This is a genomic window from Jeotgalibacillus terrae, assembly GCF_016908195.1.
In the GTDB taxonomy this organism is placed as follows: domain Bacteria; phylum Bacillota; class Bacilli; order Bacillales; family Jeotgalibacillaceae; genus Jeotgalibacillus; species Jeotgalibacillus terrae.
This window is the reverse complement of sequence record NZ_JAFBDK010000008.1, coordinates 85,337-110,537: the sequence shown is the minus strand read 5'-3', so window position 1 is coordinate 110,537 and position 25,201 is coordinate 85,337. Positions and strand designations below refer to the sequence as shown.

Here is a 25,201-nt window from a genome sequence, read left to right as displayed (position 1 = left end):
GCTTCTCCTGCTGGAGTCGTCCCCCTTCCGCTCCAATCACCAGCTGTGCTAAAACAACATTGGGCTTTAACATAGTCTAAAAAATAAAAGACATAGGGGATGGGCGATTGAAAATACGGATATGCGGAGCAGTGGGAAGCGGGAAAACAACATTGGCCCGGGAATTATCAAAAAAGTATCAAATTCCATACTATGAACTGGATCAGGTTGTAAGGGAAAGGCAGGGACAAAGAGGAGACCGGCTCAGATCGGAGAGTGAAAAAGCTGAGCTGTTAAAAGAAATCATTGAGCAGCCTGCTTGGATAATTGAAGGCATGCACAATGAAGAGTGGACATATGATACGTTCGAACATGCTGATGTATTGTGTTTACTGAACCCTCCGAAAAAAGTCATAAAATATAGATTGACGAAAAGGTTTATCAGGCAGAAGCTAAAGCTAGAAACGGTACACTACACGCCTACGATCTCTATCTACTTCAAAATGTTTAAGTGGGCGAAAATGTTTGATGAGAAGGGAAGACCAAACGTTATGCATCTTTCAGAAACTGTTCAGGCTGAACTTATTATTCTGGAGAACGACAGAGATGTGAAAGAATTTTTAAGAAACCCGGCCGGATAATGAAATTGTCCGGCCGGGTTTCTTACACTTATTTTTCAGAGGAAATAATACACTTCAAGCCTTCGTACACACTCTTAAAAATCAATATATCCCGATCAAGTCCCGGCATCTGAACTGCCAATGCAGGTGGAACACCAACAATCATACATTCAGTGCCAATCAGACGCAGACAGTCAATCAGCTTCTGAAATTGAAAAACGGTCTGATTTTCTTCCTCAACATGTATTTTATTCACGTTAATCAGTGCATAATCAATCTTATGTAATGAACATTCCACCAGCACATCAGTCACAAGCAGGTCAAATCGTTCCTGATCAAATGACCCGATCAACGGCAGAGCGATAGCATTATGCCATACCCTCATAATAGGAGTAGATAAATCTTTAATCAGTTTTTCTTTTGCCTTTTCTTCCTCAGCTTTGGTTGTAACATCCATGAGCATAATAATATAGCCGATCACCGTATGCTCTGAACGGATCGGTGTAATGACGATATCAGTAACCACAATATCCTTAATGGTTATCCTCGCACGGTGTGTATCTTTAATCCGATCCATCATACTTTGCTGATACCCCGGCTTTGCATGAAACAGGTCCATACTTTTGCCAATCATTTCATTACTTCCCGACAGCCCATATAGCAAAGCAACTTCATCCATCAGGATAGAAGCTTTTTGATTCATCCATTGTATATGGCAGGTGGAATCAGCAAGCAGAACTGTTTCTCCTATACTGTCCAGCGCCATCAATGGTGATATGGTTTCCGGAATCGTTCCATATGCAGTCATGTTTATCTCTCCATCCCTCTATGTATCTCATTCATTTTACGGCTAACTCATCAATTCAGCTAACCGGTTTTCTATTTATTAACTCTACCATATGAAGTGAAAATCTCCATCCGCCAGTTCAAAACATTGTTAATCAAAAAATGTCCACTTCAGGTATGACAAAGTTGTATTTTCTATTCATTGTTTTGCATAAGTAAGCGCTTTATTATTAAATTAACAACATTGCTTAAGTCAAAAAATATGAAGGAGGAAAAACAAATGGCGGAAAATAAGTCAGGTGTTAAAGCAAAAATTCAGAAGTTTGGTTCCTATTTGAGCGGAATGATTATGCCAAATATGGGTGCCTTCATCGCATGGGGGTTAATTACGGCATTATTTATTCCGACCGGGTGGACACCAAATGAAGATTTAGCGACTGTCGTCGGTCCGATGATTAATTATCTGTTACCATTGCTGATCGGTTTCACCGGCGGACATATGATCTACGGCGTCCGCGGGGGTGTACTTGGTGCCACTGCTACAATCGGTGCCATCGTAGGTACAGACATTCCAATGTTCCTTGGTGCAATGATGCTTGGGCCACTGGGTGGTTATCTGATCAAGCAGATAGATAAACTGTTTGAAGGAAGAATCAAACAGGGATTTGAAATGTTAATCAACAACTTTACAGCAGGTATTCTGGGGGCAGTTCTTACACTGGTTGCATTCATGGGGGTCGGTCCAATTGTGCAGGGACTGAATGAAGTAATGGCTGCCGGGGTTCAGGTCATCGTTAACGCCAACCTGCTGCCGCTTGCAAGTGTGTTTGTAGAACCTGCAAAAGTACTATTCTTAAATAACGCAATCAACCACGGGATCCTTGGCCCGCTGGCACTTGACCAGGCTGCAGAGGCTGGTAAATCCATTCTCTTCATGGTTGAGTCCAACCCGGGACCAGGTCTTGGTATTTTGTTAGCTTATATGGTTTTTGGAAAGGGTATGGCAAGAATGTCTGCTTCGGGAGCGGGAGTGATCCATTTCCTTGGAGGGATTCACGAAATTTATTTCCCTTATATTCTAATGAAGCCGGTCCTAATTGTTGCAGCAATCCTTGGCGGTGCAACTGGTATCATGACATTCACATTATTTGATGTAGGACTCGTCGCAACACCATCACCAGGAAGTATTTTCGCTTACCTTGCAATGACGCCGCGTGGAGATTACCTTGGCATGCTGGCTGGTGTATTTGCAGCAACTGCAGTATCATTCGCATCAGCAGGTTTCCTGTTGAAGTTCACGAAGTCTACTGAAGAAGACGGTGCACTGACAGAAGCAACAGAGCGTATGCAGGAGATGAAAGGTAAAAAGAGTCAGGCTGCATCTCACTTAACTGGACAGCAGGAGCCTGTAGCTGCTGAAGGCGGATCGTTTGCCGGTCTTGGAGATGTGAACAAAGTCATCTTTGCCTGTGATGCCGGAATGGGCTCAAGTGCAATGGGTGCTTCACTGCTTCGAAATAAGTTCAAAAAAGCAAATATCGATATCCCGGTTTCAAATACCGCGATCAATCAGATTCCGGATGATGCAGACATTATCATTACACATAAAGATCTGACAGACCGCGCAAGAGATAAGCGTCCTGATGCAAGACATATCTCAGTAGACAATTTCCTTGGCAGTCCAAAATACGATGAGCTTGTAAACGAATTAAAAAAGAATGAATCAGCATAAATAAAAACAGGAGGTGACTGAGCGTGTACATGACAGGGAGAGAACGGAAGATGCTTCATATACTGCTGACCGCTCAGCACCAGTACACAACGCTGGCTGAACTTGCAGACCATCTGCAGGTGAGTCAGAGGACTATCCAACGGGAGCTTCAAAAGATCGAGGATATATGTGCCCATTTCAATCTGAAGCTTGATAAACAGGCAGGCAAAGGAATGAGATTGACAGGAGACAGCGCAGGTTTCGGGAAACTGGAATCTGCGCTGCTCCAGGTTCCCTCATCAGAACTTGATCCGGGAGAAAGAAAAATTTTGCTGCTTCATTATCTGATGAAGCAGGATGCTGTTGTAAAGCAGGTTGAGCTTGCTCAGGAATTTCAAATGACAAACGCATCACTCAGTCAGCTGCTCGATGAACTGGAAGAGTTTCTAAAACCGTATGGCGTGACAATTATTAGAAAAAGAGGATATGGCATTGAGCTGCTTGGCGAGGAAAAGTCAAAACGGCGCTCACTTGCAAACCTGATGATGGAGGAACTTGAGAGTTCATCCATTTATTCAATTCATGAAGGCCAGCTGTTTAATCAGCGGACACTTGATCACAGGGTATTTTCAATTGTATCTAAAGAAGAATTTGATCAGGTGGACCGGTTAATCAAAGCGGATATCGCTGAGCTTCCTTACCCGTTAACAGATAGTGCCTATGTATCTTTGCTGCTGCATATCTGTCTATCACTGGAACGTATACGCGCAGGGGCAACGGTTGAACACCATGAAGACCTGTTGCAGAATCTTCAGCTTCTGCCTGAATATGAAATCGCACAAACCATTACAAATGTGATAGCTGAAGCGTTTAACCTTGAGATTGAAGAACAGGAAGTCGGCTACATTACGATTCATCTGAAAACGGCAAAGCGTCGATTCCAGGAGCAGTTCGTTGATCAGCTGACTGACCCTGAACTTGCTGTAACAGTTCACCAGCTCGTCCGTGCGATATCTGACAGGCTGAATGTGAATCTGATTGATGACCCGGATCTGATTGAAGGCTTGATTGCACATATTGAGCCGGGTATACAGCGGGCAAAAGAAAAGAATTATACGTATAATCCACTGACAAAGCGGATAAAGAAAGAATATCCTGACTTATTTGAAGCAGTCAGGGCCGGGCTGACAGAAGTACTACCCGCTTATGAATTTCCGGATGGGGAGATTGCATTTCTGGCTCTTCACTTCGGCTCAGCGCTTGAAGGTGTAACAGGTCCGGATTCACTGAACGTATTGGTCGTCTGTGCCAGCGGGATCGGAACTTCCAAAATGATCGGGAGCAGGCTGAATAAAGAATTCGATGAGTTCAAATCAATTACACTTTCAAGTATCAGTGAAGTGGAAAAACACCTTGAAGAAACACATTACGATCTGATCGTATCAACAGTTGGTCTGAGCGGGCTTGCTGAGGATTATCTGCTAGTCAATCCACTGCTGCCGCAGCAGGATGCAGACAGGATCAGGGCCGCGATTCAGACGATCAAACCAATGAAAAAACCTTCAGCTATGAAGCAGAAACCGGATGACCCGGTACCGTTTTTACACAGGCTGAAGTTAATGAATCAATATGCTACATCTGTCGAACAGATTCTGAAGCAATTCAGAATTGAATCACTTGATCAGAACAAAAAATTTGAGAAAGTGCTGACAAAGCTGGATTTCTCTCTTTATGAAGAGGGTATTATCAATCAAAAAGGAGCAGTCGCGAAAAGCCTGACTGCCCGTGAATCTCTGGGCGGGATGGCGATACCTGATACAGGACTCGCGCTATATCATTGCCGGGATCAATCAGTAAGGCAGCCGCTGTTCAGGCTTTATGATCTGTCCTCACCCTTCATGCTTAAGGGGATGGACGGACAGGAGGCGGAAGTAAGCAGACTCATCCTGATGATCTCACCGGCTGATCCCGATCACAAAGGTGCAGAGGTATTAAGCTCGATCAGTGGCAGTCTGGTGGAAGAAGCATATACCATGCATTTGATCAGAAACGGCAATCAACAGGAAGTATTTCAATTTCTGCAAAAAACACTGAACCAATTTTACACAACAAAATCACATCAACTAATGGAGGGTTCATCATGAGTGAGATTTTTAAAAAGGAAAATATCTACCTGAATGAAAGTGCATCTTCAAAAACAGAAGCGATTGAAAAAGCAGGTAACGTATTAGCTGAAAAAGGCTATGTAGATGCTGATTACGTAACAAGTATGCTTGAGCGTGAACAGATTTCAACTACTTATATCGGTAATAAAATTGCGATCCCACACGGTACTGAGGACTCCAAGAAGCTTGTAAAACAGTCTGGTATTTCTGTGCTTCAGCTTCCTGAAGGTGTCATGTTTGATGATAATGAAGTGAATATCGTGGTTGGAATTGCAGGAAAAGATGGTGAGCACCTTGAGATTCTTTCAAAGATTGCCATTACATGCTCTGAAGAAGAAAATGTTGAACGCCTGATCCATGCAAAATCAGAAGAGGAGATTATCGCAATTTTTGAGGAGGCAGAATAATGAAAGCCGTACACTTTGGAGCGGGTAACATCGGACGCGGCTTTATTGGCGCGATTCTTCAACAGTCCGGGTATGAAGTAACGTTTGTTGACGTAAACGCGGAGCTGATTGACCGTCTGAATCACGACAAGTCTTATCAGGTAGTGCTTGCTGATGAAACGAAAGAATCGTTTACAGTAGATGGCGTGAGTGGCATCAATAGTCAGGAGAGTCCTGAAAAAGCAATATCTGCAGTAGCAACGGCTGATATTGTCACGGCATCAGTTGGTCCACATGTTCTTCCATTTATTGCCCCAGTCATTGCAAAGGGGCTGAATGAAAGAGCTGAAGGAGCTGCTGTCAATGTCATCGCATGTGAGAATATGATCGGTGGCAGTGACCAGCTGAAAGCCGAAGTTGAGAAACACCTGACTGAGGATGAAGCAAAGAAAGTTTTTGAGGTCAGCGGTTTTCCTAATTCAGCAGTTGACCGTATTGTACCGATTCAGCAGCATGAAAATCCTCTGACGATTGAAGTTGAACGCTATTTTGAATGGGTGATTGAAACTGCTGGTCTTAAAGGTGAACAGCCTGCATTAAAAGGTGCTCTTTTTGTAGAAGATCTGGTGCCATTTATCGAAAGAAAACTGTTAACTGTAAATACAGGGCATGCTTCAATTGCTTATAATGGTTTATTAAAAGGATATCAGACAGTAAAAGAGGCAATGGATGATCCGGAAGTTGTTGCATTACTTGAAGGTGTGCTGAAAGAGACAAGTTCCTTCCTGACAGGAAAGTTCGATCTGGATCATGAAGAACATCAGGCCTACGTTCATAAGATCATTGAACGCTACAGAAATCCCTATATTTCCGATGGGCTGGATCGTGTAGGACGTGCGCCATTACGCAAGCTTTCTGCAGGAGACCGTCTGACTTATCCCGCAACCGGACTTGATCAAAAGAGAATGGAACCGGCCAACCTTGAAAAAACAATTGCAGCCGCATTGAAGTTTAATGTATCTGAAGATCCTGAAGCGGTTCAGCTGCAGGAGTGGATTGAACATGATGGACCGGAAGCCGCTCTTGAAAAAGCATCGGGAATCAGGGCCGGCAGCAAAATGAGCAGCCGCATTATTACCTATTATCACCAGTCGAACTGATTTAGAAAGTGTCATCAGAAGTAAAGTGAACCATTTGAAAAAGCCGGGACTATCCCGGCTTTTTTCATGTCATCTTTTCCAGCACATCCAAATTAGAACAAAATAATACCCTCCATTATAATAAATTTGTAATATCTCGAATTCGAAGTAAAAACAGAGGAGAATGGATGATGAACGAAAATCATGTTCGGACATTGCTGGAAACAATGAAGCAGTATAATCGGAGTGGCATCACTCAAACAATCAGCAGCGGGAACAAGCAAAAACTGCTGGTGAACTACGAAAAAGAAACAGATGCATTTTTAATTACAGATCATGAAAATAAGCTGAATCAACAAATTAATGATGTCAATGAGGCTGTATATATTATCGTACAGCAATTAAAAAGATACCTTACATAACAAAAAGCCGGCCTTCAGCAGCCGGCTGTTCCTATATTCATCATTCAAAAAGTAAAATCATTCTCAGGTAATGGCCACCTTATCAAATGTCCATTCAGCTTCCTTACGCTGTTCACTCATCTCATATAACCTCTCAGCGATCAGGTCCGGTGAAAACGTTGTGCCTTCTCTGACAAATCCGTTTATTGTCAGTGTGCCTGCATAAATATCCTGACTTTTTAATTCCTGATGAACAGCCAGTGCAAGTGCTCTGATCGCTGCTTTTCCAACAGAAACCGAAGTGAACTTTTTCATCGGCTTGACGCCGAGTCCGCCGCCTGTAAATAGAATCGAACTGCCTTCTTCCATAAAAGCAGCTGCAGTCTGAAATGCTGTCAATGCACCAATCACATCTACTTGAAGATCGCTTGCGAATTCAATCGGATCCATCTCGGAAGGAAGCTGGTCACGGAAAGTAAAAGCATTGTATAGTAAGACATCAATTCGGCCGAAGGTATTCCGGGTAGTTCGAATTGCTTTACGCACACTCTCGTTTGCTGACGCATTGCCCTGCAAAGCAATCGCTTCAATACCCTGCTGATTCAGTTCTTCAGCCATCGATTGCAGTTTTTCTTCATTTCGAGCTACTAAAGCGACTGAATATCCGTGCTGTCCAAATGTCTTTGCGGCACTCATTCCGATTCCAGGCCCTGCGCCAATAATACAAATAACCTTACCTGCCATGCTGGTCCACTCCCTCAGATGTAAAAACATTTTTTTCCTTATAAAGAACTTAGCACCTGTATATAAAGAGAGCAATTTTAAGTATGCACATAAATGTAAACGGAGTATATTTTATTATTTGATTACTGATGTTCGCGTTGACGAACGATGGTTCATTTACTATACTTAAATGACAGAATATTTTGTTAATTAAAGCGGCGTTCATTCTCAGTCCAAATATGAAAGGGGCGAAAGTTGTGGTACAGGGCACTCCGGGAATGAAGAAATCATCTACTGGTCTGCAGGAGAATGTTGGTGGTTTACTGGCGTATCTGGTCGGTTTTATCAGTGGAATTGTCTTGCTGTTAGTAGAAAAGGAGAATCAGACAATCAGATTTCACGCTTTGCAGTCAACAATCGTTTTTGGTGCACTATTCATTTTGAGTATCGTACTCAATTTTATTCCGCTTATCGGCTTTATAATCAGCCTGCTAATCGGGCCTATCGCACTGGTCCTGTGGCTCCTGCTGATGTTCAAAGCTTATCAGGGTGAGCGTTACCACTTACCAATTGTCGGGAAAATGGTGGAAGATCAGCTGCGTAAAATGCATTAATCACAAAAAAGAATGAGGTCCGGAATAGGATCTCATTCTTTTTTATGTCTTAGTTATTTTTTTTATTTGAGTCGTTGTTCCCTTTTGCATGCTTCCCCTGGCGTCCATATTCTTTATTCGTTTCTTCATTTCGGTTTTCCCCACTCTTACCCTGATTGTTATTTTCACTCATGGTCAAGTCACCTCCAAAATGAAATATTAGTAAACGCTTACATAATTGTATGTACCCGCCTAATTTTGCTTCAAACTTGTATTCAGCTGCGTCTTTTCAATATGTTAAAATGTGATAAAAGGATTGGAACGGAGCAGTGTGGGAAATGGATGGGGAAGAGCTTCTGAAACGGGACATCGTATTATCCAAAGAGAAAATCGCAGGTGTTCAGAAATATTTATTAAAAAAATACCCGGAAGCTTCATCTAAAAAACGTGCTGCTCTTTTATCTCAGACGCTGCACCAGATGATTACCCGTTCTCTTCCGGATTTTGAAGAGGAAGAAACTGTGCGGGTTAAGCTTTTTGAAAAAATGATTCAGGGGGGAAACATGCAGCTGAGCAGGTATGACCTGGCTGAAGCTGCTGTACCTTATGTATCAAAGGTTCAGCTTATAGAGTGGTTAAAGCTTCACAGCCTTGAAGAACAAGCTGCAGATTTATTTTACGCAGATGATTCTGAGGTAGAGATTGAAGAGGAAATGACCGTAGAGAGAAAGCCGTTAAGAGTTAGATCCTATCTCCTGAGTACCGCACTGATTGCAGGGGTATGTATCCTGTTTTTTATGCTGTCTCCGGACTCAGCGGAGGAAACAGAAAGTATTCCGGCTGCTGCCCAATATACTCAGGTGGAACCAATCTATCAGGGACCTGTTAATGAACTTCCGGAAGAGTTAAAGTTCACTGTGATTGACCAGGAAAATTTGAAATCGTGGCTTCAGCAAAGAGATTCAATGCTCGCAGAAGAGCCTTACTTTTCTGCCATTTACCAGGCTGCCTATGACTTTAATATTCATCCATATTTGCTATTTGCGATTACCGGACAGGAACAGGGATTTGTATCAGTAAATCATCCTGAAGCTGAAGAAATTGCCAATAATCCATTTAACGTATTTCATAGCTGGAAAGACTTTAACACATCCATTGAGGAGTCCTCAGAGATTGCTGCAAGAACAGTGGTAAACCTGAGTAAGGGAAGACCGGACGGAGCAGATCCGATCCAATGGATTAATAGAAAATATGCTGAAGATCCAAACTGGTGGAAAGGCGTCAATTCTATTTTCGAAAAGATGATAAAAGAAACAAAAAGTAATACTAATTTACCAAGTTGAATAGTAAAATAGTAATACATATATGAAATGACAAATATAAGAGGAGTGTGTAGTGTATGACAATGGATATTCGAAAAAGAAATCACGTACATGTAACAGGAAATGGTGAGCAGACAATCGTGTTTGCACATGGTTTTGGAAGCAGTCAGCAGGCCTGGAAGCAGGTAGTGAAGGCGTTTGAAGAAGAATATAAAGTTGTCCTGTTTGACTATGTGGGATCCGGTAGCGCTGATAAGCATGCATACTCCTCTGCCCGCTACCAGTCCCTTGAAGGATATGCTGAAGATCTGATTGAAGTATGTGATGATTTGAAGCTAACAAATGTTATTTTTATTGGACATTCTGTCAGTGGTATGATTGGAACAATTGCTGCGGGTAAAAAGCCGGAACTGTTCAGACAGATGATAATGATTGCAGCCTCTCCAAGATATTTAAATGATGAAGGCTATCATGGAGGATTTGATGAAGAGAGCATTAGCGGCATGCTTGACATGATGGAAAAAAACTTCAATGAATGGGCGAAATATCTGGCACCTGTTACTTCTAAAAATGAAGATCGTCCTGAGCTCGCACAAAATTTTGAACAGCAGCTGCTCTCAAATGACCAGATGATCGCACGGGAATTTGCACAGGCGACATTTTTAGTTGATATGAGAGCTGAGTTAAAGCGTGTAGAAACGCCAGTTGTCATTATGCAACCGAGTGATGACACAATTGTTCCGCACGAGGCAGCATTGTATCTCGCAAATGAATTTCCGGATAGTGAATTTGTAGTGCTTCAGGCAACGGGTCATAACCCACACATCAGTCATCCGGAAGAAGTGATCAAATACATTAGAAAATATATAGCAGTTGAAGCGCTTTAGTGCAGGAGGGATGAGCATGGATACGCAGCTTTACTATGCACCATGCGGATTTATTATTACAGAGCCGGATGGCAGAATTATTGAAGCAAATGAAATGATCAGTAAAATCATAGGAGAAAAGAGTAGTGAATTAAAGCAGCGGCATATTACATCGCTGTTAACAGTGCCTTCGAAGTTGTATTTTCAGACCTATTTTTCGCCTGTTATATCTTTATATAAAAAAGTGGAAGAAATGTATCTGACACTTGAGACGTCTGAAGGACCTGTACCGGTTCTGATGAATGCCCAGGAGCGGGATGAGCAGTTTGAATATGTGTTCGTGAAAATGAAAACGCGGGATGATTTTGAAAATGGCTTAATTACAGCGAAGCGTCAGGTGGAAAAAATTCTTGAAGACACAGATTATGCCAATGGAGAGCTGCAAAAACTTCTCGCAGAACTTGAAAGTAAGAGGGAAGAAATAACAGAAGCGAATTCGAGGCTTGAGAACCTGGCCATGATCGATCCGTTAACAAGTGTGAGAAACAGGCGCTATTATGAAGAAGTACTGACTCATTTTTTGAAAAAGTCAGAAGAAGAAAACTTTGACTTTTCCTATCTTATACTGGATATTGATCATTTTAAAAAGGTGAACGATGAGTTTGGACATCCTGTTGGCGATCAGGTTCTTCAGGATCTGGCATGGAAGCTTGAAGGAGAAATTAGAAGTGACGATGTGCTGATCCGCTTTGGAGGAGAAGAATTTGTGATTTTACTATCAGGGATACAGGACAAGCTTGCAGTGAAAATCGCAGACAGGATCCGTGAAAATATTGAAATCAGCGAGTGGCCGCACAGTCCGATTACGATTTCGATCGGTGTATCAGGAGCTCAGAAGATGGATACCAAAGATTCGATTTTCAAACGTGCTGATGAAGCTTTATATTACTCTAAGAAGAATGGACGTAATCAGGTAACGTTACGATGAAAAACAGGGGACGCACCCCTGTTTTTTCAATTGGAGCTTCGATGTATAATAGAAGAAAAGGTTAGGTGGAGGTACACATGACGTCAATTTACTGGGCGGAATTTAAATATGATCAGGACTGCTATCAGCTTGCTGCTGTTGATGGAAAAGTATGTTATATCGGCGGTCCGGAAGAGGGCTATGCGGCACTCGAAAAATGGGCGGCTAAATACGTACCGGGAGCAGTTATGATTGAAAGTCCTGAACAGATGCACCCATTTATCAGTGAGTTTGAAGACTATTTCACAAGGCAGAAGAGAACGTTCGACATGCCGATTGAGCCTAAAGGAACTGATTTTCAGCAGGAGGTCTGGCAGGCGCTGCTGGAGATTCCATACGGTGAAACACGTACCTACGCAGATATTGCTGCGCGGGTAGGGCGGCCAAAAGCGTTCCGTGCAGTTGGAACAGCCATTGGGGCAAATCCATTACTTGTTGTAGTACCATGTCACAGAGTCATTGCAAAAGACGGTGGCCTGGGCGGATTCAGCGCAGGTCTGGATGTCAAAAGAGCATTGCATCAGGTAGAAGGCATCAGTCTCAGAGCATAATAAAAAGCTGGCAGCCGCCAGCTTTTTATTTCCCACTTTGTTAAAGTTAAATGTTATTTTAGCACAGCTGGTGATTGTAGCGGAAAGCGTCCCCCTGTAGCGGAAATCAACAGCCAAATTTAACAAAGATTATTTCTTGTTTGCAGCTTTTAAAATAACACTTAAAAGGAATACAAAGATTACTGCACCAAGCAGTGCCGGGAAAATCGCGATTCCTGCAAGTGTAGGCCCGAAACTGCCGAGGAGTTCCCCGCCAATCCACGAACCGATAATTCCTGCCACCACGTTGCCAATACAGCCCATAGGAACATCCTTACCAAGAATCAGTCCCGCAAGCCAGCCAATCAATCCACCTACAATTAAATATAAAATAAAGCCCATCGTGAGTCTCCTTTCATCGCCTATATGATTCTATGCATACCCTGAACAAGTAATAATATGTATAGGAGAAGTGAAATCCTGTGAAAATGCTCTGAATATACTTTCAAAAATCAGGTGTGTTAGGATAGATGAAATAAGAACTTTAAAAGAGGAGTATTGGGATGAAAGAATTAACTGAAGATCAGTTTTATCTGGCTGCGCCTCTTTTAACAGAGGATGGCTCTATTGAAGTCAGGGCTGTGCTTGATGGAATCAATAAAGGCAGGGTCTTTGTTGATCAGGTAACAGAACCTGCATCTGCAGTCGTATGGCTTGGCAATATGGACGGAATATTCATACTCGGCGAAGAACGCAATCCGCTTTTTACAACAAAGCTAAGAGAGTGTATTGACCTGGTGATTGGGCCTGCTTCTATTGCCTCAGGTGTTCATGAAGCTGAAGTGCTGTCTTATCACCCTAACTGGGATTTAGTTCTTGATGATGTGTTCGGCGACCGTCCGAATGAGAAGTGGGAACAATTTATCTATCGTTATCCGTCAAAAGAAAGTAAAAATCCTGATTGTCCTGAAGGATACAGAGTTGTACCTATTGAAAAAGCACTAGTTCAGGCAAGCAGCTTCAGCAGATCCTTAATTCATGAGAAGATTCAAACGTTCTGGTCTTCACCGGAAGATTTCTACGAAAATGGGATTGGACTATGTGTCATGAAGGATCACGAAGTAGCAACGATCTGTATGACCGGTTTCAGAGCAGGAAATGTTCATGCAATTGATATTGAAACATATAAAGCTTTTAAAAAAAGAGGTCTTGGTACAACAGCTGCCAAAGCTTTTGTAAAAGAATGCATTGCTGAAGGCGGGGTCCCGTACTGGGATTGTGCTGCTGATAACGTGGCGGCAGTAAGAACGGCTGAGAAATCAGGGTTTTTACTGCAGGGAATCTATAGGGGAATTGCATTTGAGTTCGACACGAAAAGAGTGTTTCAAGTGAATACGAGGCAGCAATAAAAACAAGCCGGGACTATTTGTCTCGGCTTGTTTTCTGTATAAGCGGAGCACTGAACCAATGATAGGACACCGCGCTCAATGCTTTTGTTATCTAAACCACGGCTGATAGTAGTAAGGGTAATTTCCATAGTAACCGTACTGAGGGAAAAGGGTGCTGGCAAGAAGTCCACCGGCTAATCCTCCAAGGAAAGGCACGCCCCAGTAAGGACGTGGCCGGTTATAATAATTTGGTCTTCCATACGGCCGCGGTCTGTATATATTTCTGTCCTCATAAGCCAGACGTTCAAATTCAGCAGGGTGAATAAAATGCGGGTTCATGATCTTCCTCCTTGTAATGAATTCTCTATATCATACGCGGAGAAATACAGAAGGCATAGGTGCTTATCACGCCAGGTCCAAATAAAAAAACCGTGCATGTGCACGGCTTATGAAGCAAAATATATGATGCTGAAACCAATTACGGACGTAATAAGAAAACTGAGATTACCGACCCAGAGCATACTCTTTGAGGCGCCGGCTTTCTGTATATGTGCTTTTACATAATCTGTAATGACCCAAAAGAAAAATAGAAACGATATCGCAAATATTCTTGGTTTAGGTGTTTCATTTAAAATCAGATAGTAGCCAAGGACGCCAGCAAGCACAAGTCCGATATTGATCATAATGAATTGTTTTGTATTTTTCATGGCGCTTATCCTTTCCTCTGACTGTCATTCAAAATGAATAACTGAAATATTATTATACGCCTGTTTTTAAGAAGCGACAAGGTGCTTAGGTAATGAAAGAACTGTTTTGCAAGTATTCTGCTGAATTGTTCACGATTTGATAGAGTGGGTGTTTAATAGGCTTATTTAAAGTTGACTGGTGATTTCCGCTGCAGGGGTACGCTTTCCGCAGGGCCGTCGGTAAGCCTCCCCGAGCTTCGCTCTGCTGAGGTCTTACCTGTTCGACTCCTCCTGCTGGAGTCGCCCCCCCTGCAGTTCCAATCACCAGCTGTATTAAAACAATAATAGACTTTACTACACCTATTTAATTAAAGGTTAGTATGCTAATATTTCACAAAAAGCACTTAATGGAAAGGGATGGAAAGATGGTTACAAATCGTGTGCCTGACGAATGTTCAATGTTTTTAAATCAGCTGGTCAATGTGGCAGTTAAAGAGCTGGGGGGTTCACTTGAATCAATATATTTGTATGGTTCGGTCGCTGATGGCGGGTTTGATCCGGCAAGAAGTGATCTGGATCTGATCATTTTTCTGAATAAAGATTTATCAGCTGAAACGCTGTCAAATTGGGTACAACCCCTGCTTCAAACTGAATGGGGCAAGAAAGTTGACGGTATGTTTCTGCAGGTGGGGGATGCCGGAAAGGATAACAATGAGATCAAACCATATCCTTATCTGATTGACGGAAGTCTTCATACAGGACACTGGAATATCAATGCGATTACCTGGTGGAGTCTTGAACATCAGGGTATTTTATTATACGGAAAACCGGTGGAAACAGGCGTTACGTGGTCTCAGGTTGAACGGACTCTTACATATAACATTGAAGTATACTGGCCTGGACGGGCAGGGCGGATACATACATTTTTGAAAGATGCGGAAGTAGCTGATGCAGTTGCTACGCTCTGCAGAATTGCCTTTACATGGGAAGAGAGAAAAATAATCTCTAAGCCAGAAGCGGTCAGGTGGGCAGGCTCTCGTAAAAATGTGAAAGATGTCAGACAGCTGCGTGAGGCTGAGAGATTACTGAATGGAAAAGGATCAACTTATTTCAGTCGTCTGTACCGGGCCATTGCATGCCGGAAGTTTGTGCTTGAGATGGTCGAACAGATGCAGGGGAAATTGGCCAAAGCTAGGCCTTATTATTTAACAAAATAATCTCAATCTTGCTAATTTGTAAAAACTGAACCTCATGTATAGGTATGTTCACGCAAGAGGTGTATAATAGTCCTCATGTTTCGACTATCGAATAAATGAGAGGGCTTGGTTCATCATGAATACACTTTCCGGTTCAAAGCGGACACGTCTCGCCCTGATACTGGGTGCACTCGGTGCGATGGGTCCTTTAACAATTGATATGTATCTGCCGGCATTTCCAACGATTGCTGCAGATTTAATGACGAGCGCTTCTTCTGTTCAGCTCAGTTTGACAGCCTGTCTCCTTGGTCTTGGTCTTGGACAGCTGATCAATGGGCCATTGAGTGACGTACACGGAAGGAAAAAACCGCTTGTTATTGCACTGATGGCGTATGCCATTGCATCACTTGCGATCGCTTTTTCGCCAAATATTTATGTGCTTGTCGCACTGCGCTTTCTGCAGGGATTTTCAGCCTCAGCTGGGATCGTGATTTCACGCGCGATTGTCAGGGATTCCTATAGTGGAAGGGAACTGACGAAGTTTTTTGCATTACTTATGCTGATCAGTAACCTGGCACCGATTTTAGCGCCGATTGTCGGAAGCACGGTGTTGATTTTTACTGACTGGAACGGCATTTTTATTGTGTTGAGTGTAGTGGGATTACTGTTATTCGCATTAATTACATTACGTCTTGAAGAGACACTGCCTGAGACGTCAAGGGTGCCGAGTAACATTGGCACAACAGTCAAGAACTTTCAGTCGCTGATTACAAATCAGCAGTTTCTTGGTTACTCTCTGGCACAGGGCTTTATGATAGCAGGGGTGTTTGCCTATGTATCCGGTACACCATTTGTCTATCAGAATATATATGGATTTTCAGAGCAGGAATTCAGTTATCTGTTCGGGATTAATGGAATCGGGCTGATCATCGGAACTCAATCTGTGGGACGCCTGTCTCACAGAATTTCAGAGAGACAGTTTTTACTCTATGGATTATCGCAGGCAGTTACGGCTGGGGCCGTTTTAACGATAACCGTTCTCCTTGATGGACCGTTTTTCTTTGTGGCATTACCATTATTTTTCTTTGTCATGTCGATCGGAATGGTCGCAACAGCGTCCTTTTCACTGGCTATGCAGACGCAGGGACATATCGCAGGGAGCGCATCTGCTTTCCTTGGGATGCTGCCGCTTGTACTTGGTTCATTGACTGCACCACTGGTTGGAATTGCCGGTGAATATTCTGCCGTACCAATGGGACTGATTATCTTAAGTGCAAGCTTACTTGCGCTTACAGCCTACTTTGGACTTGCACGCCGCGCTGAGAAGAAAGCGGATGAGCTGTTCAGGGAAAGGTAATTCAGTATAATATTCTATGAAATAATGAAACACCATCCGCCTTATGATGAGGCGGATGGTGTTTTTGTTTGAGCTATGAAGTTTATGATAATGCTTTCTTCTTCCGTTCAGCGTTCTGAACAGTTGCGAATGTAATCATTGCTACTAAAAATAAAATTGTATTCGTCATTAAAATAATTCCGGTATACGCGCTATCAAAGAAAGAATGATTGACGAGAAATGAAAAATGCATCAGGGTAATGACAATAATAAGAAGATTAATTGGTTTCATGATGTGATTTCCTCTCTGTTATTCATATTTTAAGTGTAGCATGCAGGCAGATGTATTTGTCATAGAGTTGGAAAAGATTTAAATAGACCTCCTCTTGAATGTTTACTCATACCCGCTAAGTGAAATATTGGTAATACAAGGAGTGAGAGGTATGAAAAAGTCAGCTCTATTATTAATAGATATGATGAATCATATGGAATTTGAAGGGGGAGAGGACCTTCTGAAGAATACCATTCCTATGGTGGATCGTTTGAAAAAACTGAAAGACCGTGCCAAAGGTGAGGGGCTGCCTGTCATCTATGTAAACGATAATTTTGACCACTGGCAGGACAATACGGATGCGGTTATAGAGGAGTGTATGAATTCGAAAGGCAAACCTGTGGTAGAAAAGATTGTTCCAGAAGATGATGATTACTTCATCATCAAGCCAAAGCATTCAGGCTTCTACGGCACCCAGCTTGATATTCTGCTGAAGCAATTAGACGTTGAGCGCGTCATCATTGCAGGCGTTGCAACAGATATTTGTGTTCTATTCACAGCAAACGATGCCCATATGCGTGAATATGAAATCTGTGTGCCTGAAGACTGCTCAGCAGCTGAATCACAAGAAGCGCATGACAGTGCAATGCGCATTATCAAACAGTCATTAAACGCGGATATTCAGCCAGCTGAAAAACTGGCATTAGGAGAGTGAATTCATATGAAAAACGAGTCAGAAACACCTAAAGAAAAAAGAGAGCAGCTTCAGCGGGAGGAATTAAATCCTAAAACCAATACCATGAAAACGACAGTTGAGGAACCTTCAGAAACACCCGGCAGGACAGGGATCGGATGGAAGGGTTACATGGTAATGCTCGCTGTTGTTATCGTGGCAGCTGTTATTTATTTGGTAGTATGAAGCTGAAAGATCCGCTTAGCGTGGTGCTAAGCGGATCTTTTTACCATTGTAATATTCCCCTTAGATCTTCATACACTGCATCAGGCTCTAATTGTAATTCTTCAGTGGGCAGGTTGTTTCTGTTAATCCAGGCTGTATGGAATCCAAAGCTCTTCGCCCCGGAAATATCCCATCCATTAGATGACATAAACAGCACCTCTTCACGTTTTACACCAGCTTTTTCAAGCGCATAAGCATAAGCGGCAGGAGAAGGTTTATACTGTTTAATTTCATCAGCACTGATCGTACTTGTGAATAATGACTCCAGACCTGAAAATGTCATTAGTGGATGAAGCATGTTTTCAGAGCCATTGGAAAACACGATCAACTCTTTTCCCTGCAACTCCTTTAACACGTCCTCAACCTCATCATAATGCTTCAGCTGACGATAACTTTCAAGCATATGCTCAAGCCTGCTTTCATCAGCAGACTGTCCACTTTCATTTACAGCATAGAGAAGTGAATCCTTTGTCACCTGATCGAACGGCTTGTAGCGGCCCATTACCTGCCTCAGAAAAAAGTATTCCACCTGCTTCCTGCGCCAGGTCTGACTGATGGCCTCCCCTTTTTCCGGAAAAAGTGTCTCTAATTCCTCCATGACAGAATGAACATCAAATAGCGTTCCATATGCATCAAATATGTAGGCTTTAATTGTCATATATTTTTCAACTCCTTTACAACTATTTTCCCGAAAAATTGTTAAAATAACTAAAAAAGGACTGTAACTTTTGCAGAATTCAGCCGTCTGTTCATATAAGAAAACATTTCAGGGAGAACGTACATCATGAAAAAACCGGTTATCATCGCATTTATTTTATTTTTTGGTATTGCAGGAATCATTTTTGCATCTAATCAATTTGAAAAGAGCCGTGTTGCGACTGTTCAGTTTTGGGACGAGGAGATGCAGGTGTATGAAGATATATCAATTGTATTAAATGATAAAGAGCAAAAAGAGTTAAGAACTGTATTAAACCAATCAGATTATAAAGCGCGTCAATCAGAAATGGCAGTAATTGCTGATGTGAAGCTGACCATTACATACGACGATAACCGGCAGGAAAGCATTTATCTTTGGAAAGAAAGCGGGCAATATTCCCGGTTTACAAGCTCTGAAAAAGAGGGAACGTTCATTTTGAAAAATTCTGAGGCGAAAAGAACAATTGAGGAAATTCTATCACGCTAGGAGTGGTAAGAGTGACGATCTATCGAAAAGGAATGACAGCCATTGCACTGACTGTTTTGTCCGGTTTATTCGCATTAAAAGGATTTGACATACTTCAGACACTTGAAAATAGAGACGGGGCAGGTACAGGCGTTTACTTTCTTATATTTGAAATAAATGATCAGGTACTCTGGCAGCACGTACCGGACTATGCCTACAGCTTCTTTATCATCAGCCTGATTACTTTTGTATCAGCAGGGCTCATGGTGAAAGGAATTAAACCGAAAAAAATTACTGTACAATAAAAAATCCTGAATCATTCCGATTCAGGATTTTCTTCTGTATGTTTCCGGTGCCAGAAATTCATGGCAATTGCTGAAAACACATCACCTAATATGGTAAATAGTGCAGCCACTAAAAAACCTCCATTAATTCAGATTGTACTTTCTTCATCGTCATCAGACTGCTTTTCTGCATATTGCCAGAGAAAATAAATGATCCATGCTGCAATGACTGGTGACATCGCAAGCAGGCTTCTGCTTTCAGGCAATATGTAGAGCAGTACAATGCTCAGAATAAACGTCGGGAGTACGAGCATTAGATATTTCACTCTGGGATCCATCATCATGTTCCTCCTCTTGTGTGAAATTATTATAACATTTTGACAATGTAATTGCGAATGAAAGCGGTTTCTTTTCTGGGGGGGAAGATTTAGAGTTGTTGGTTCAGGAAAATATAGGCGATGTTCGTGAGATTATATTGATGGTTCATGAGATTTCGCCATCGGTTCATAAAATAGTGAAATTTGAACTACTTCGAACAATGCTTCCTCAAATTTGAAATTCCTTTTTTAAACAATTAGTGGTTAAATAGAATTATAAAATAACAAAGAGGTGTTTGTTGTGGTCCTGCGTCAAACCCGATTTTCAAAACCTGCATGTATCCTTTTATTTTTGTTATTGCTCACGAACGTTCTTCTTTATCAGCCTGCTGTGCAACGGAGTCTGTCAATTTCACTTGACCCGGGTGTCATAGCTGGATCAATGCTGGACCTGCTTATTGTTATGCCACTTCTTGTTTTGGCGGCATTCAAGTTAAAGAAAAGATACATGGCGGCTGTCTTGTTTTTCGGCATATTGCTTGTGAATTTGCTAGTTCCTTCTGCGTATTATTCTATGGTACGTCCTGTTTTTTATACGGGGCTCGCTGTAGAAGGTCTGTTGGTTATAGCCGAGCTCAGCCTTCTCGGGCTTGCATTATGGAAACTGCCAAAGATCAGAAAAAGTATATGCGAATCGGAATCATCTTTATTATTTTCAGCTGTCCCGGCAGTAACAAAGAATTTAAATCAAGCCTTAATTCTACGGATCTTCACCCATGAATTTCTGATGTTTTACTATGCGATTACTGGGTTTTGGAAAAAACCGATCGAGCATGCCGGTACTGTCACGATGCATAAAAAAACCAGTGTAATAGCCATCCAGCTCATGCTGATCCATGCGGTCGTTCTTGAAACCATAGGGCTTCACTGGTGGCTGCATGGGAAGTGGCCTGTACTCTCAATTATTTTACTTATACTGAATGTATATTCTATCCTGTTGTTTCTCGCAGAACTGCAAATTGCCCGCTTAATTCCGATCGAAGTTAAAGGCGGAAAACTGTACGCAGCACAGGGGATCAGGCAGCAGATGACCGTTGAATTAACAAATATTGAGCGTATTGACTGGTCAGGAGTAATTCATCCTGACACACCACTATTTGCTTATCAGGATTTTGAACAGCCGGTGCCACAGTTAACTATCCACTTTAAAGAACCGGTTGAATTATCACTATTCTATGGGAAAAAGAAATTTATTCACCGTGCATCGTTTTGTGTAGATGAACCTGAAAAATTAAGACGTCTATTAGAGCAGCAACATGTTTGAGGTAATTAGAGTACTTCATATCATCGGCGGCTTTACAGCACTGGCTGTATTCCTGGTCCCCCTTGTTACAAAGAAAGGCGGACGGGTTCACAGGGGATCTGGCTGGATTTTTACTGCTGGAATGGCAGCTGTATCAGTCAGTGCGTTTTATATGGGCGTTGCAAGGCTGATGGACCCGTTCTCAGATCCATCACTCAGTTCATTTTCAATTTTCCTGTTATTTATTGCGGTGCTTAGCAGTTCTACTGCCTGGTATGGATTACGGGTGCTGCGCCATAAAAAGCGCCGGGGGCGTCACCAATCTCCTGCAGACCTTGGATTTTCACTTGCGTTGTTATTATCGGCAGCGGCTGTTGTGATATATGGTTTATCGATCAGTGATCCGCTTCTCACCTGGTTTCCGCTGCTTGGGGTTGCACTTGCTGTGATTCAATTGAAATATTGGCTTTCAAAGTCTTCGGAGCGTATGCACTGGTGGTATGAACATATTGGCGGTATGTTGGGCTGTTCCATTTCCACGGTGACAGCTTTCACAGTATTCGGGGCGCCAAGGCTGCTTCAGGTGGAATCGGTCAGCCTGCTGCTTTGGTTTTTACCAACAATTTTACTGACACCGGTTATTGTAGGGTTTACCGTTTACTATAAAAAGAAATTTGCTCCCCGTCCCGGGACGGATGCTGCGTAAAAAGCTTTACGTTAAAATTTGAATAAAAACTGGAGGATCTTATGGAACAGTCAGTCGAACGGCTATTTTCACATGAATTGCTTACAGAGGCAGCATCACGCTTTGGTGCAGATGCTGCTGAAGCGAAAAATCTGAATGGTTTTGAGAATTATGTCTATGAAGTATCTAAAAACGGAGTGCCCTATGTGCTCAGACTTACCCACTCCTCACATCGCACAAAAGCTGAAGTGGAGAGTGAACTGCTATGGATCAATGATCTGCACAGTCGGGGGATCAATGTATCACTGGTGAACGAATCTGTTGATGGTGATCTAGTTGTAGAAATTCCCGCGGAGGATACGTTCTTTTATGCATGCCTTTTTAACAAAGCGCCAGGGTCACTGATCAAAATGGATGATCCGGCATTCGATGTTCCGCTTTTTGAAAAGTGGGGAGAGATCACAGGAGAACTGCATACGGCAGCAAAGGGTTTTGACACCGCTCAGATTGACCGGCCACATTGGTATGAGGATGATCTGATTGAGCTTGAAAAATATTTGTCTAAGGACGATCAGCAGATCATCGATGGCAACGGGGAGCTGGTGGATCGCATCAGACAGCTGCCGTCTGATCAGCAGGTGTATGGATTGATTCATTCTGATATTCATATGGGGAATTTCTTTGTGCATGAAGGAGAGCTTCACCTGTTTGATTTTGATGATACCATGTATTTTCACTACGTCAGTGATATCGCGATTCCGCTTTATTATACGATTTTGTGGAAATATAATCATCTTTCTCTTGAAGAACGGTCTGAGCAGGGTAAGAAGTTTCTGAAGGCTTTTCTGTCAGGGTATGTACGAAAAAGCAGCATCGACCAGAAATGGATTGAACGGCTGCCGCTGTTTTTGAAAATGAGAGATTACACGTTATACGGTGTGTTTCATAAGCAGGTTGATCTTGAGAATGCAAGTGAACGGGAGCAGGCACTGGTTAAAAGTCTACGTGAGCGGCTGTTGAAGGAAGAGCAGATTGTAGAGATAGATTTCACCCGCATATACGATGAAGTAAAAGGAGTCCGATAATGGGCTTCTTTTTTATATTATGTTTAAGTAATGTGTGACATATTTCTTACATAATGACAAGGATCATTTACATTATGCAAATGATCCTTTACATTTACAATAAGTAGCAATAGAGGGGGATTGAAATCTGTGCTGACAAATAAAGTGAAAGAATGGAGGGCCAGGCATGGGATGACACAGCAGGAGCTTGCAGATCGGATGGGGATTACCCGTCAGACGATCGGACTGATTGAAAAAGGAGATTATGCTCCTTCTGTGTTACTTGCGCTGAAAATGGCTGATGTTTTTGGAATTAAGGTAGAAGATCTTTTTGGAGTAAAGGAGGATTGACATGTTAAAGAAAATATTTCATTCACCGGTTTTTAATATTGTGCTTGTCATTGGACTCGGGCTAATTATGCTGAGTGAGAAATACAGCAGCGTTATGCCTGAATGGTATAACATCGATTCAATGGTGCTTGGTATTCCAATTCTGATATTGCTTGGGAGTATACCAATCTATAACCGGATTAATCCGCAAAATAAAATCAAGCCGCAAATTATCCCTATGGAGTTAAGAGAAGAGGATGAAGGGATGCAGTGGCTGACGTTTAAGGCAACAAGAAGTGTTTATGTGTTTTTTGCACTTATCATTCCACCGGCGATTGCGCTGACAGCTTATTTTAATCACGTCATTTATCTGCCGGTTCTGATATTAACTGCAATGGGCGTCATTCAATACACCATTTACTGGGTACATATGAGACGCCATATCTGACGAGGGGGACATGGGGATGGACCGTGATTTAATGATTTCTCTTATTATTTTTGCAGTATTACTTGAAGCCGCGTTAGTCGTATGGGTGGTTTTGCACAGGCAGGGAAAGTTGAGAGGGAATCCACTCATAACGCTATTCAAAAAAGAATGGCTGATCCTGTTCTATGCATTCTTTAAATGGAAAAAACGAAAATACAAATCGAATGAATTTACTTTTCACAAAAAGTCAGCTTACTTCTGGTTTTTTCTCGCACTTGTTCATGAACAGTTACTTGAAATGTTTATTTTTCACTACTATTTGAAAATCCTTTACCCTGAAACAGTCTGGATCATGACAGGCCTTCATATTTATTCAGTCTTTTATCTGATGGGAGATTATAATGTGTTACGGCACAGGCCGGTAACAGTGAAAAATGGAAACGTACATATGCGAATCGGTCTGAGAAGGGAACTGTCTTTTGGTGTACATCAGGTTGCTTCCTTTGAGCCCACTGGAATTCAATATAATAAACAAGGTGGCATCATTCATCCGTCCAATGTATTTCACGCTACTGCTTTTCCAAGGGTTCTGACAAGGGTTTTTGGAGCGGGAGATGACCCATCATATGCGGTGAAGTTTAAAACGCCGATGATCGCAACAGGTTATTTTGGCAGGAAATTTGAGGTTTCAGAAGCCTGGCTTTATCTGGATGAACCTGAAAGATTTATTGAAACAGTTCAAAAAGAGCAAATACTGCCAGTCCAGCATGAAAGTATGGTGAAAAAGTCTCCGATTGTGAATTGGAAGCTGTATTGGATTCTGATGGTGGTCAATATATTAGGAGCGCTTGCCGTTATTCCATATGCAATGGAAAGAGAAGGCCTGCATACACAGCTTGGACTATCACCAGTTGCGTTCGGGGCACTCTATTTATTTCAGGTAGTGATTGAGACAGGAATCTTAGTATTCTTATCTCTATTAATACTTAAAAAGCTCGCAATATATGATCCTGCATTCAAAAAACTTACTGAAGTCCCTTTGATTTGTAAAGGATGGTGGCTCAATGCGGCTAAAACGATTGGAGGGGGCCTGGTAGTCGGTTCTCTGATTATTGCAGTCAGCCTGGTCATTTCAAAGCCGCTTGGGATTAATAATTCAACCATTCAGGAGCCTGTCTGGTGGCTGAGTATCCTTGGAGCGGGCGGTGCTGCTATTAACGAAGAATCGATTTTCAGGATGTTTTTAGTCAGCCTGGTAATGATATTGCTGGTTAAGGTCGGCAAACGTAAAGTGAACACATGGAAAAGTTCGTTTGCAATTGTATTTGCAGCAATCGTATTTGGTATTATGCACTACAGGGTAGCATTGGATAACTTTGAAATGACGACCGGTCTGTTTTTGGGGATGGTGCTTATCAACGGAATCGGAGGACTCTTTTTTGGATTTCTGTTTCTGAAACTGGGTATTGAATTTGCTATGATTGCTCACTTTTCAGCTAATATTGCGATCCATGTGGTAGCCCCATTTTTCATCTAGATAGAATAT

33 protein-coding genes are annotated in these 25,201 nt (G+C 42.2%); 24 read left to right on the top strand and 9 right to left on the bottom strand.

What is annotated here, in order from left to right:
- Positions 1-107: 107 nt before the first annotated feature.
- Positions 108-620 carry an AAA family ATPase gene (locus JOD21_RS09955; RefSeq protein WP_204729477.1) on the top strand — a complete coding sequence of 171 codons (513 nt, stop codon included), beginning with the start codon at positions 108-110 and terminating at the stop codon, positions 618-620.
- Between the two features lie 28 nt (positions 621-648).
- On the opposite strand, the gene JOD21_RS09950 is transcribed toward JOD21_RS09955, so the two are convergent.
- Positions 649-1,407: an STAS domain-containing protein gene (locus tag JOD21_RS09950; protein WP_204729476.1), complete on the bottom strand. Its 759-nt coding sequence runs from the start codon at positions 1,405-1,407 to the stop codon at positions 649-651.
- A gap of 258 nt (positions 1,408-1,665) precedes the next feature.
- On the opposite strand from JOD21_RS09950, the gene JOD21_RS09945 reads away from it, so the two are divergent.
- From JOD21_RS09945 to JOD21_RS09925, 5 genes are all read left to right on the top strand, one after another.
- Positions 1,666-3,117 (top strand): PTS mannitol transporter subunit IIBC, encoded by a 1,452-nt coding sequence (locus tag JOD21_RS09945; RefSeq protein WP_204729475.1) that lies wholly within the window; start codon positions 1,666-1,668, stop codon positions 3,115-3,117.
- Positions 3,118-3,146: 29 nt separating this feature from the next.
- Complete coding sequence (locus JOD21_RS09940) at positions 3,147-5,240, top strand: BglG family transcription antiterminator (protein WP_239581542.1); 2,094 nt, start codon at positions 3,147-3,149, stop codon at positions 5,238-5,240.
- Positions 5,237-5,668, top strand: a complete 432-nt coding sequence (locus tag JOD21_RS09935) for a PTS mannitol transporter subunit IIA (RefSeq protein WP_204729473.1) — start codon at positions 5,237-5,239, stop codon at positions 5,666-5,668. The genes JOD21_RS09940 and JOD21_RS09935 overlap by 4 nt, the downstream gene beginning before the upstream one ends.
- Complete coding sequence (locus tag JOD21_RS09930; RefSeq protein WP_204729472.1) at positions 5,668-6,807, top strand: mannitol-1-phosphate 5-dehydrogenase; 1,140 nt, start codon at positions 5,668-5,670, stop codon at positions 6,805-6,807. Before JOD21_RS09935 ends, JOD21_RS09930 begins: the two co-directional genes overlap by 1 nt.
- Before the next feature lie 170 nt (positions 6,808-6,977).
- The gene (locus tag JOD21_RS09925; RefSeq protein ID WP_204729471.1) at positions 6,978-7,208 is read left to right on the top strand and encodes a hypothetical protein; all 231 of its coding nucleotides are present in this window, start codon (positions 6,978-6,980) and stop codon (positions 7,206-7,208) included.
- 63 nt (positions 7,209-7,271) lie between these two features.
- Here JOD21_RS09925 and JOD21_RS09920 read toward each other — a convergent pair whose 3' ends face one another.
- On the bottom strand, positions 7,272-7,931 hold the full coding sequence (locus tag JOD21_RS09920) for an SDR family NAD(P)-dependent oxidoreductase (protein ID WP_204729470.1): 660 nt from the start codon (positions 7,929-7,931) through the stop codon (positions 7,272-7,274).
- 236 nt (positions 7,932-8,167) lie between these two features.
- On the opposite strand from JOD21_RS09920, the gene JOD21_RS09915 reads away from it, so the two are divergent.
- On the top strand, positions 8,168-8,524 hold the full coding sequence (locus JOD21_RS09915; RefSeq protein ID WP_338032894.1) for a DUF4870 domain-containing protein: 357 nt from the start codon (positions 8,168-8,170) through the stop codon (positions 8,522-8,524).
- 49 nt (positions 8,525-8,573) lie between these two features.
- Here the strand turns inward: JOD21_RS09915 and JOD21_RS19465 are convergent, their stop codons facing one another.
- A complete protein-coding gene (locus JOD21_RS19465) occupies positions 8,574-8,696 on the bottom strand; it encodes a hypothetical protein (RefSeq protein ID WP_275579591.1) in 123 nt (40 codons plus the stop codon).
- A 145-nt stretch (positions 8,697-8,841) separates the two neighbouring features.
- On the opposite strand from JOD21_RS19465, the gene JOD21_RS09910 reads away from it, so the two are divergent.
- The 4 genes from JOD21_RS09910 (at position 8,842) to JOD21_RS09895 (ending at position 12,269) form a co-directional block, all read left to right on the top strand.
- Positions 8,842-9,846, top strand: a complete 1,005-nt coding sequence (locus JOD21_RS09910; protein ID WP_204729469.1) for a glucosaminidase domain-containing protein — start codon at positions 8,842-8,844, stop codon at positions 9,844-9,846.
- Positions 9,847-9,902: 56 nt separating this feature from the next.
- On the top strand, positions 9,903-10,712 hold the full coding sequence (locus tag JOD21_RS09905) for an alpha/beta fold hydrolase (protein WP_204729468.1): 810 nt from the start codon (positions 9,903-9,905) through the stop codon (positions 10,710-10,712).
- Between the two features lie 16 nt (positions 10,713-10,728).
- Positions 10,729-11,679, top strand: a complete 951-nt coding sequence (locus tag JOD21_RS09900; protein ID WP_204729467.1) for a sensor domain-containing diguanylate cyclase — start codon at positions 10,729-10,731, stop codon at positions 11,677-11,679.
- A gap of 77 nt (positions 11,680-11,756) precedes the next feature.
- The gene (locus JOD21_RS09895) at positions 11,757-12,269 is read left to right on the top strand and encodes a methylated-DNA--[protein]-cysteine S-methyltransferase (RefSeq protein ID WP_204729466.1); all 513 of its coding nucleotides are present in this window, start codon (positions 11,757-11,759) and stop codon (positions 12,267-12,269) included.
- Positions 12,270-12,398: 129 nt separating this feature from the next.
- Here the strand turns inward: JOD21_RS09895 and JOD21_RS09890 are convergent, their stop codons facing one another.
- Positions 12,399-12,650 (bottom strand): GlsB/YeaQ/YmgE family stress response membrane protein, encoded by a 252-nt coding sequence (locus JOD21_RS09890; RefSeq protein ID WP_204729465.1) that lies wholly within the window; start codon positions 12,648-12,650, stop codon positions 12,399-12,401.
- 161 nt (positions 12,651-12,811) lie between these two features.
- Between JOD21_RS09890 and JOD21_RS09885 the strand changes: the two genes are divergently transcribed.
- On the top strand, positions 12,812-13,657 hold the full coding sequence (locus JOD21_RS09885) for a GNAT family N-acetyltransferase (protein ID WP_204729464.1): 846 nt from the start codon (positions 12,812-12,814) through the stop codon (positions 13,655-13,657).
- Between the two features lie 87 nt (positions 13,658-13,744).
- On the opposite strand, the gene JOD21_RS09880 is transcribed toward JOD21_RS09885, so the two are convergent.
- On the bottom strand, positions 13,745-13,975 hold the full coding sequence (locus JOD21_RS09880; RefSeq protein ID WP_204729463.1) for a hypothetical protein: 231 nt from the start codon (positions 13,973-13,975) through the stop codon (positions 13,745-13,747).
- Between the two features lie 107 nt (positions 13,976-14,082).
- Positions 14,083-14,343: a hypothetical protein gene (locus JOD21_RS09875; protein ID WP_204729462.1), complete on the bottom strand. Its 261-nt coding sequence runs from the start codon at positions 14,341-14,343 to the stop codon at positions 14,083-14,085.
- A 404-nt stretch (positions 14,344-14,747) separates the two neighbouring features.
- Here JOD21_RS09875 and JOD21_RS09870 point away from each other — a divergent pair, with 404 nt between their 5' ends.
- Positions 14,748-15,539, top strand: coding sequence for a nucleotidyltransferase domain-containing protein (locus JOD21_RS09870; protein WP_204729461.1), 792 nt, complete (start codon positions 14,748-14,750; stop codon positions 15,537-15,539).
- 115 nt (positions 15,540-15,654) lie between these two features.
- Entirely contained in the window at positions 15,655-16,875 is a 1,221-nt protein-coding gene (locus tag JOD21_RS09865; protein WP_204729460.1) for a Bcr/CflA family multidrug efflux MFS transporter, read from the top strand.
- A gap of 82 nt (positions 16,876-16,957) precedes the next feature.
- On the opposite strand, the gene JOD21_RS09860 is transcribed toward JOD21_RS09865, so the two are convergent.
- Positions 16,958-17,146 (bottom strand): hypothetical protein, encoded by a 189-nt coding sequence (locus JOD21_RS09860; RefSeq protein WP_204729459.1) that lies wholly within the window; start codon positions 17,144-17,146, stop codon positions 16,958-16,960.
- A 151-nt stretch (positions 17,147-17,297) separates the two neighbouring features.
- On the opposite strand from JOD21_RS09860, the gene JOD21_RS09855 reads away from it, so the two are divergent.
- On the top strand, positions 17,298-17,840 hold the full coding sequence (locus JOD21_RS09855) for a cysteine hydrolase family protein (RefSeq protein ID WP_204729458.1): 543 nt from the start codon (positions 17,298-17,300) through the stop codon (positions 17,838-17,840).
- A gap of 6 nt (positions 17,841-17,846) precedes the next feature.
- Positions 17,847-18,044 (top strand): DUF6366 family protein, encoded by a 198-nt coding sequence (locus JOD21_RS09850; protein WP_204729457.1) that lies wholly within the window; start codon positions 17,847-17,849, stop codon positions 18,042-18,044.
- A gap of 40 nt (positions 18,045-18,084) precedes the next feature.
- On the opposite strand, the gene JOD21_RS09845 is transcribed toward JOD21_RS09850, so the two are convergent.
- The gene (locus JOD21_RS09845; RefSeq protein ID WP_204729456.1) at positions 18,085-18,741 is read right to left on the bottom strand and encodes a haloacid dehalogenase type II; all 657 of its coding nucleotides are present in this window, start codon (positions 18,739-18,741) and stop codon (positions 18,085-18,087) included.
- A gap of 126 nt (positions 18,742-18,867) precedes the next feature.
- Between JOD21_RS09845 and JOD21_RS09840 the strand changes: the two genes are divergently transcribed.
- On the top strand, positions 18,868-19,266 hold the full coding sequence (locus JOD21_RS09840; protein ID WP_204729455.1) for a hypothetical protein: 399 nt from the start codon (positions 18,868-18,870) through the stop codon (positions 19,264-19,266).
- A gap of 11 nt (positions 19,267-19,277) precedes the next feature.
- Positions 19,278-19,550 (top strand): hypothetical protein, encoded by a 273-nt coding sequence (locus tag JOD21_RS09835; protein WP_204729454.1) that lies wholly within the window; start codon positions 19,278-19,280, stop codon positions 19,548-19,550.
- Positions 19,551-19,678: 128 nt separating this feature from the next.
- Here the strand turns inward: JOD21_RS09835 and JOD21_RS09830 are convergent, their stop codons facing one another.
- Positions 19,679-19,870 carry a hypothetical protein gene (locus JOD21_RS09830; protein ID WP_204729453.1) on the bottom strand — a complete coding sequence of 64 codons (192 nt, stop codon included), beginning with the start codon at positions 19,868-19,870 and terminating at the stop codon, positions 19,679-19,681.
- Positions 19,871-20,147: 277 nt separating this feature from the next.
- On the opposite strand from JOD21_RS09830, the gene JOD21_RS09825 reads away from it, so the two are divergent.
- The 6 genes from JOD21_RS09825 (at position 20,148) to JOD21_RS09800 (ending at position 25,192) form a co-directional block, all read left to right on the top strand.
- A complete protein-coding gene (locus JOD21_RS09825; protein WP_204729452.1) occupies positions 20,148-21,170 on the top strand; it encodes a hypothetical protein in 1,023 nt (340 codons plus the stop codon).
- Positions 21,163-21,855 (top strand): DUF2306 domain-containing protein, encoded by a 693-nt coding sequence (locus JOD21_RS09820; RefSeq protein WP_204729451.1) that lies wholly within the window; start codon positions 21,163-21,165, stop codon positions 21,853-21,855. The genes JOD21_RS09825 and JOD21_RS09820 overlap by 8 nt, the downstream gene beginning before the upstream one ends.
- 41 nt (positions 21,856-21,896) lie before the next feature.
- Positions 21,897-22,919, top strand: a complete 1,023-nt coding sequence (locus tag JOD21_RS09815) for a phosphotransferase enzyme family protein (RefSeq protein ID WP_204729450.1) — start codon at positions 21,897-21,899, stop codon at positions 22,917-22,919.
- Between the two features lie 129 nt (positions 22,920-23,048).
- Positions 23,049-23,249 carry a helix-turn-helix transcriptional regulator gene (locus tag JOD21_RS09810; RefSeq protein WP_041121490.1) on the top strand — a complete coding sequence of 67 codons (201 nt, stop codon included), beginning with the start codon at positions 23,049-23,051 and terminating at the stop codon, positions 23,247-23,249.
- Between the two features lies 1 nt (position 23,250).
- Entirely contained in the window at positions 23,251-23,676 is a 426-nt protein-coding gene (locus JOD21_RS09805; protein WP_204729449.1) for a hypothetical protein, read from the top strand.
- Positions 23,677-23,692: 16 nt separating this feature from the next.
- Positions 23,693-25,192, top strand: a complete 1,500-nt coding sequence (locus tag JOD21_RS09800) for a CPBP family glutamic-type intramembrane protease (RefSeq protein WP_204729448.1) — start codon at positions 23,693-23,695, stop codon at positions 25,190-25,192.
- Positions 25,193-25,201: the final 9 nt, after the last annotated feature.

Excerpts from the sequence above, each read along its gene's own strand:
- JOD21_RS09950 (WP_204729476.1), bottom strand. The coding sequence starts at position 1,407 with ATGACTGCATATGGAACGATTCCGGAAACCATATCACCATTGATGGCG.
- JOD21_RS09945 (WP_204729475.1), top strand. The coding sequence starts at position 1,666 with ATGGCGGAAAATAAGTCAGGTGTTAAAGCAAAAATTCAGAAGTTTGGT.
- JOD21_RS09940 (WP_239581542.1), top strand. The coding sequence starts at position 3,147 with ATGACAGGGAGAGAACGGAAGATGCTTCATATACTGCTGACCGCTCAG.
- JOD21_RS09935 (WP_204729473.1), top strand. The coding sequence starts at position 5,237 with ATGAGTGAGATTTTTAAAAAGGAAAATATCTACCTGAATGAAAGTGCA.
- JOD21_RS09930 (WP_204729472.1), top strand. The coding sequence starts at position 5,668 with ATGAAAGCCGTACACTTTGGAGCGGGTAACATCGGACGCGGCTTTATT.
- JOD21_RS09925 (WP_204729471.1), top strand. The coding sequence starts at position 6,978 with ATGAACGAAAATCATGTTCGGACATTGCTGGAAACAATGAAGCAGTAT.
- JOD21_RS09920 (WP_204729470.1), bottom strand. The coding sequence starts at position 7,931 with ATGGCAGGTAAGGTTATTTGTATTATTGGCGCAGGGCCTGGAATCGGA.
- JOD21_RS19465 (WP_275579591.1), bottom strand. The coding sequence starts at position 8,696 with ATGAGTGAAAATAACAATCAGGGTAAGAGTGGGGAAAACCGAAATGAA.
- JOD21_RS09910 (WP_204729469.1), top strand. The coding sequence starts at position 8,842 with ATGGATGGGGAAGAGCTTCTGAAACGGGACATCGTATTATCCAAAGAG.
- JOD21_RS09905 (WP_204729468.1), top strand. The coding sequence starts at position 9,903 with ATGACAATGGATATTCGAAAAAGAAATCACGTACATGTAACAGGAAAT.
- JOD21_RS09900 (WP_204729467.1), top strand. The coding sequence starts at position 10,729 with ATGGATACGCAGCTTTACTATGCACCATGCGGATTTATTATTACAGAG.
- JOD21_RS09895 (WP_204729466.1), top strand. The coding sequence starts at position 11,757 with ATGACGTCAATTTACTGGGCGGAATTTAAATATGATCAGGACTGCTAT.
- JOD21_RS09890 (WP_204729465.1), bottom strand. The coding sequence starts at position 12,650 with ATGGGCTTTATTTTATATTTAATTGTAGGTGGATTGATTGGCTGGCTT.
- JOD21_RS09885 (WP_204729464.1), top strand. The coding sequence starts at position 12,812 with ATGAAAGAATTAACTGAAGATCAGTTTTATCTGGCTGCGCCTCTTTTA.
- JOD21_RS09880 (WP_204729463.1), bottom strand. The coding sequence starts at position 13,975 with ATGAACCCGCATTTTATTCACCCTGCTGAATTTGAACGTCTGGCTTAT.
- JOD21_RS09875 (WP_204729462.1), bottom strand. The coding sequence starts at position 14,343 with ATGAAAAATACAAAACAATTCATTATGATCAATATCGGACTTGTGCTT.
- JOD21_RS09870 (WP_204729461.1), top strand. The coding sequence starts at position 14,748 with ATGGTTACAAATCGTGTGCCTGACGAATGTTCAATGTTTTTAAATCAG.
- JOD21_RS09865 (WP_204729460.1), top strand. The coding sequence starts at position 15,655 with ATGAATACACTTTCCGGTTCAAAGCGGACACGTCTCGCCCTGATACTG.
- JOD21_RS09860 (WP_204729459.1), bottom strand. The coding sequence starts at position 17,146 with ATGAAACCAATTAATCTTCTTATTATTGTCATTACCCTGATGCATTTT.
- JOD21_RS09855 (WP_204729458.1), top strand. The coding sequence starts at position 17,298 with ATGAAAAAGTCAGCTCTATTATTAATAGATATGATGAATCATATGGAA.
- JOD21_RS09850 (WP_204729457.1), top strand. The coding sequence starts at position 17,847 with ATGAAAAACGAGTCAGAAACACCTAAAGAAAAAAGAGAGCAGCTTCAG.
- JOD21_RS09845 (WP_204729456.1), bottom strand. The coding sequence starts at position 18,741 with ATGACAATTAAAGCCTACATATTTGATGCATATGGAACGCTATTTGAT.
- JOD21_RS09840 (WP_204729455.1), top strand. The coding sequence starts at position 18,868 with ATGAAAAAACCGGTTATCATCGCATTTATTTTATTTTTTGGTATTGCA.
- JOD21_RS09830 (WP_204729453.1), bottom strand. The coding sequence starts at position 19,870 with ATGATGGATCCCAGAGTGAAATATCTAATGCTCGTACTCCCGACGTTT.
- JOD21_RS09820 (WP_204729451.1), top strand. The coding sequence starts at position 21,163 with ATGTTTGAGGTAATTAGAGTACTTCATATCATCGGCGGCTTTACAGCA.
- JOD21_RS09815 (WP_204729450.1), top strand. The coding sequence starts at position 21,897 with ATGGAACAGTCAGTCGAACGGCTATTTTCACATGAATTGCTTACAGAG.
- JOD21_RS09805 (WP_204729449.1), top strand. The coding sequence starts at position 23,251 with ATGTTAAAGAAAATATTTCATTCACCGGTTTTTAATATTGTGCTTGTC.
- JOD21_RS09800 (WP_204729448.1), top strand. The coding sequence starts at position 23,693 with ATGGACCGTGATTTAATGATTTCTCTTATTATTTTTGCAGTATTACTT.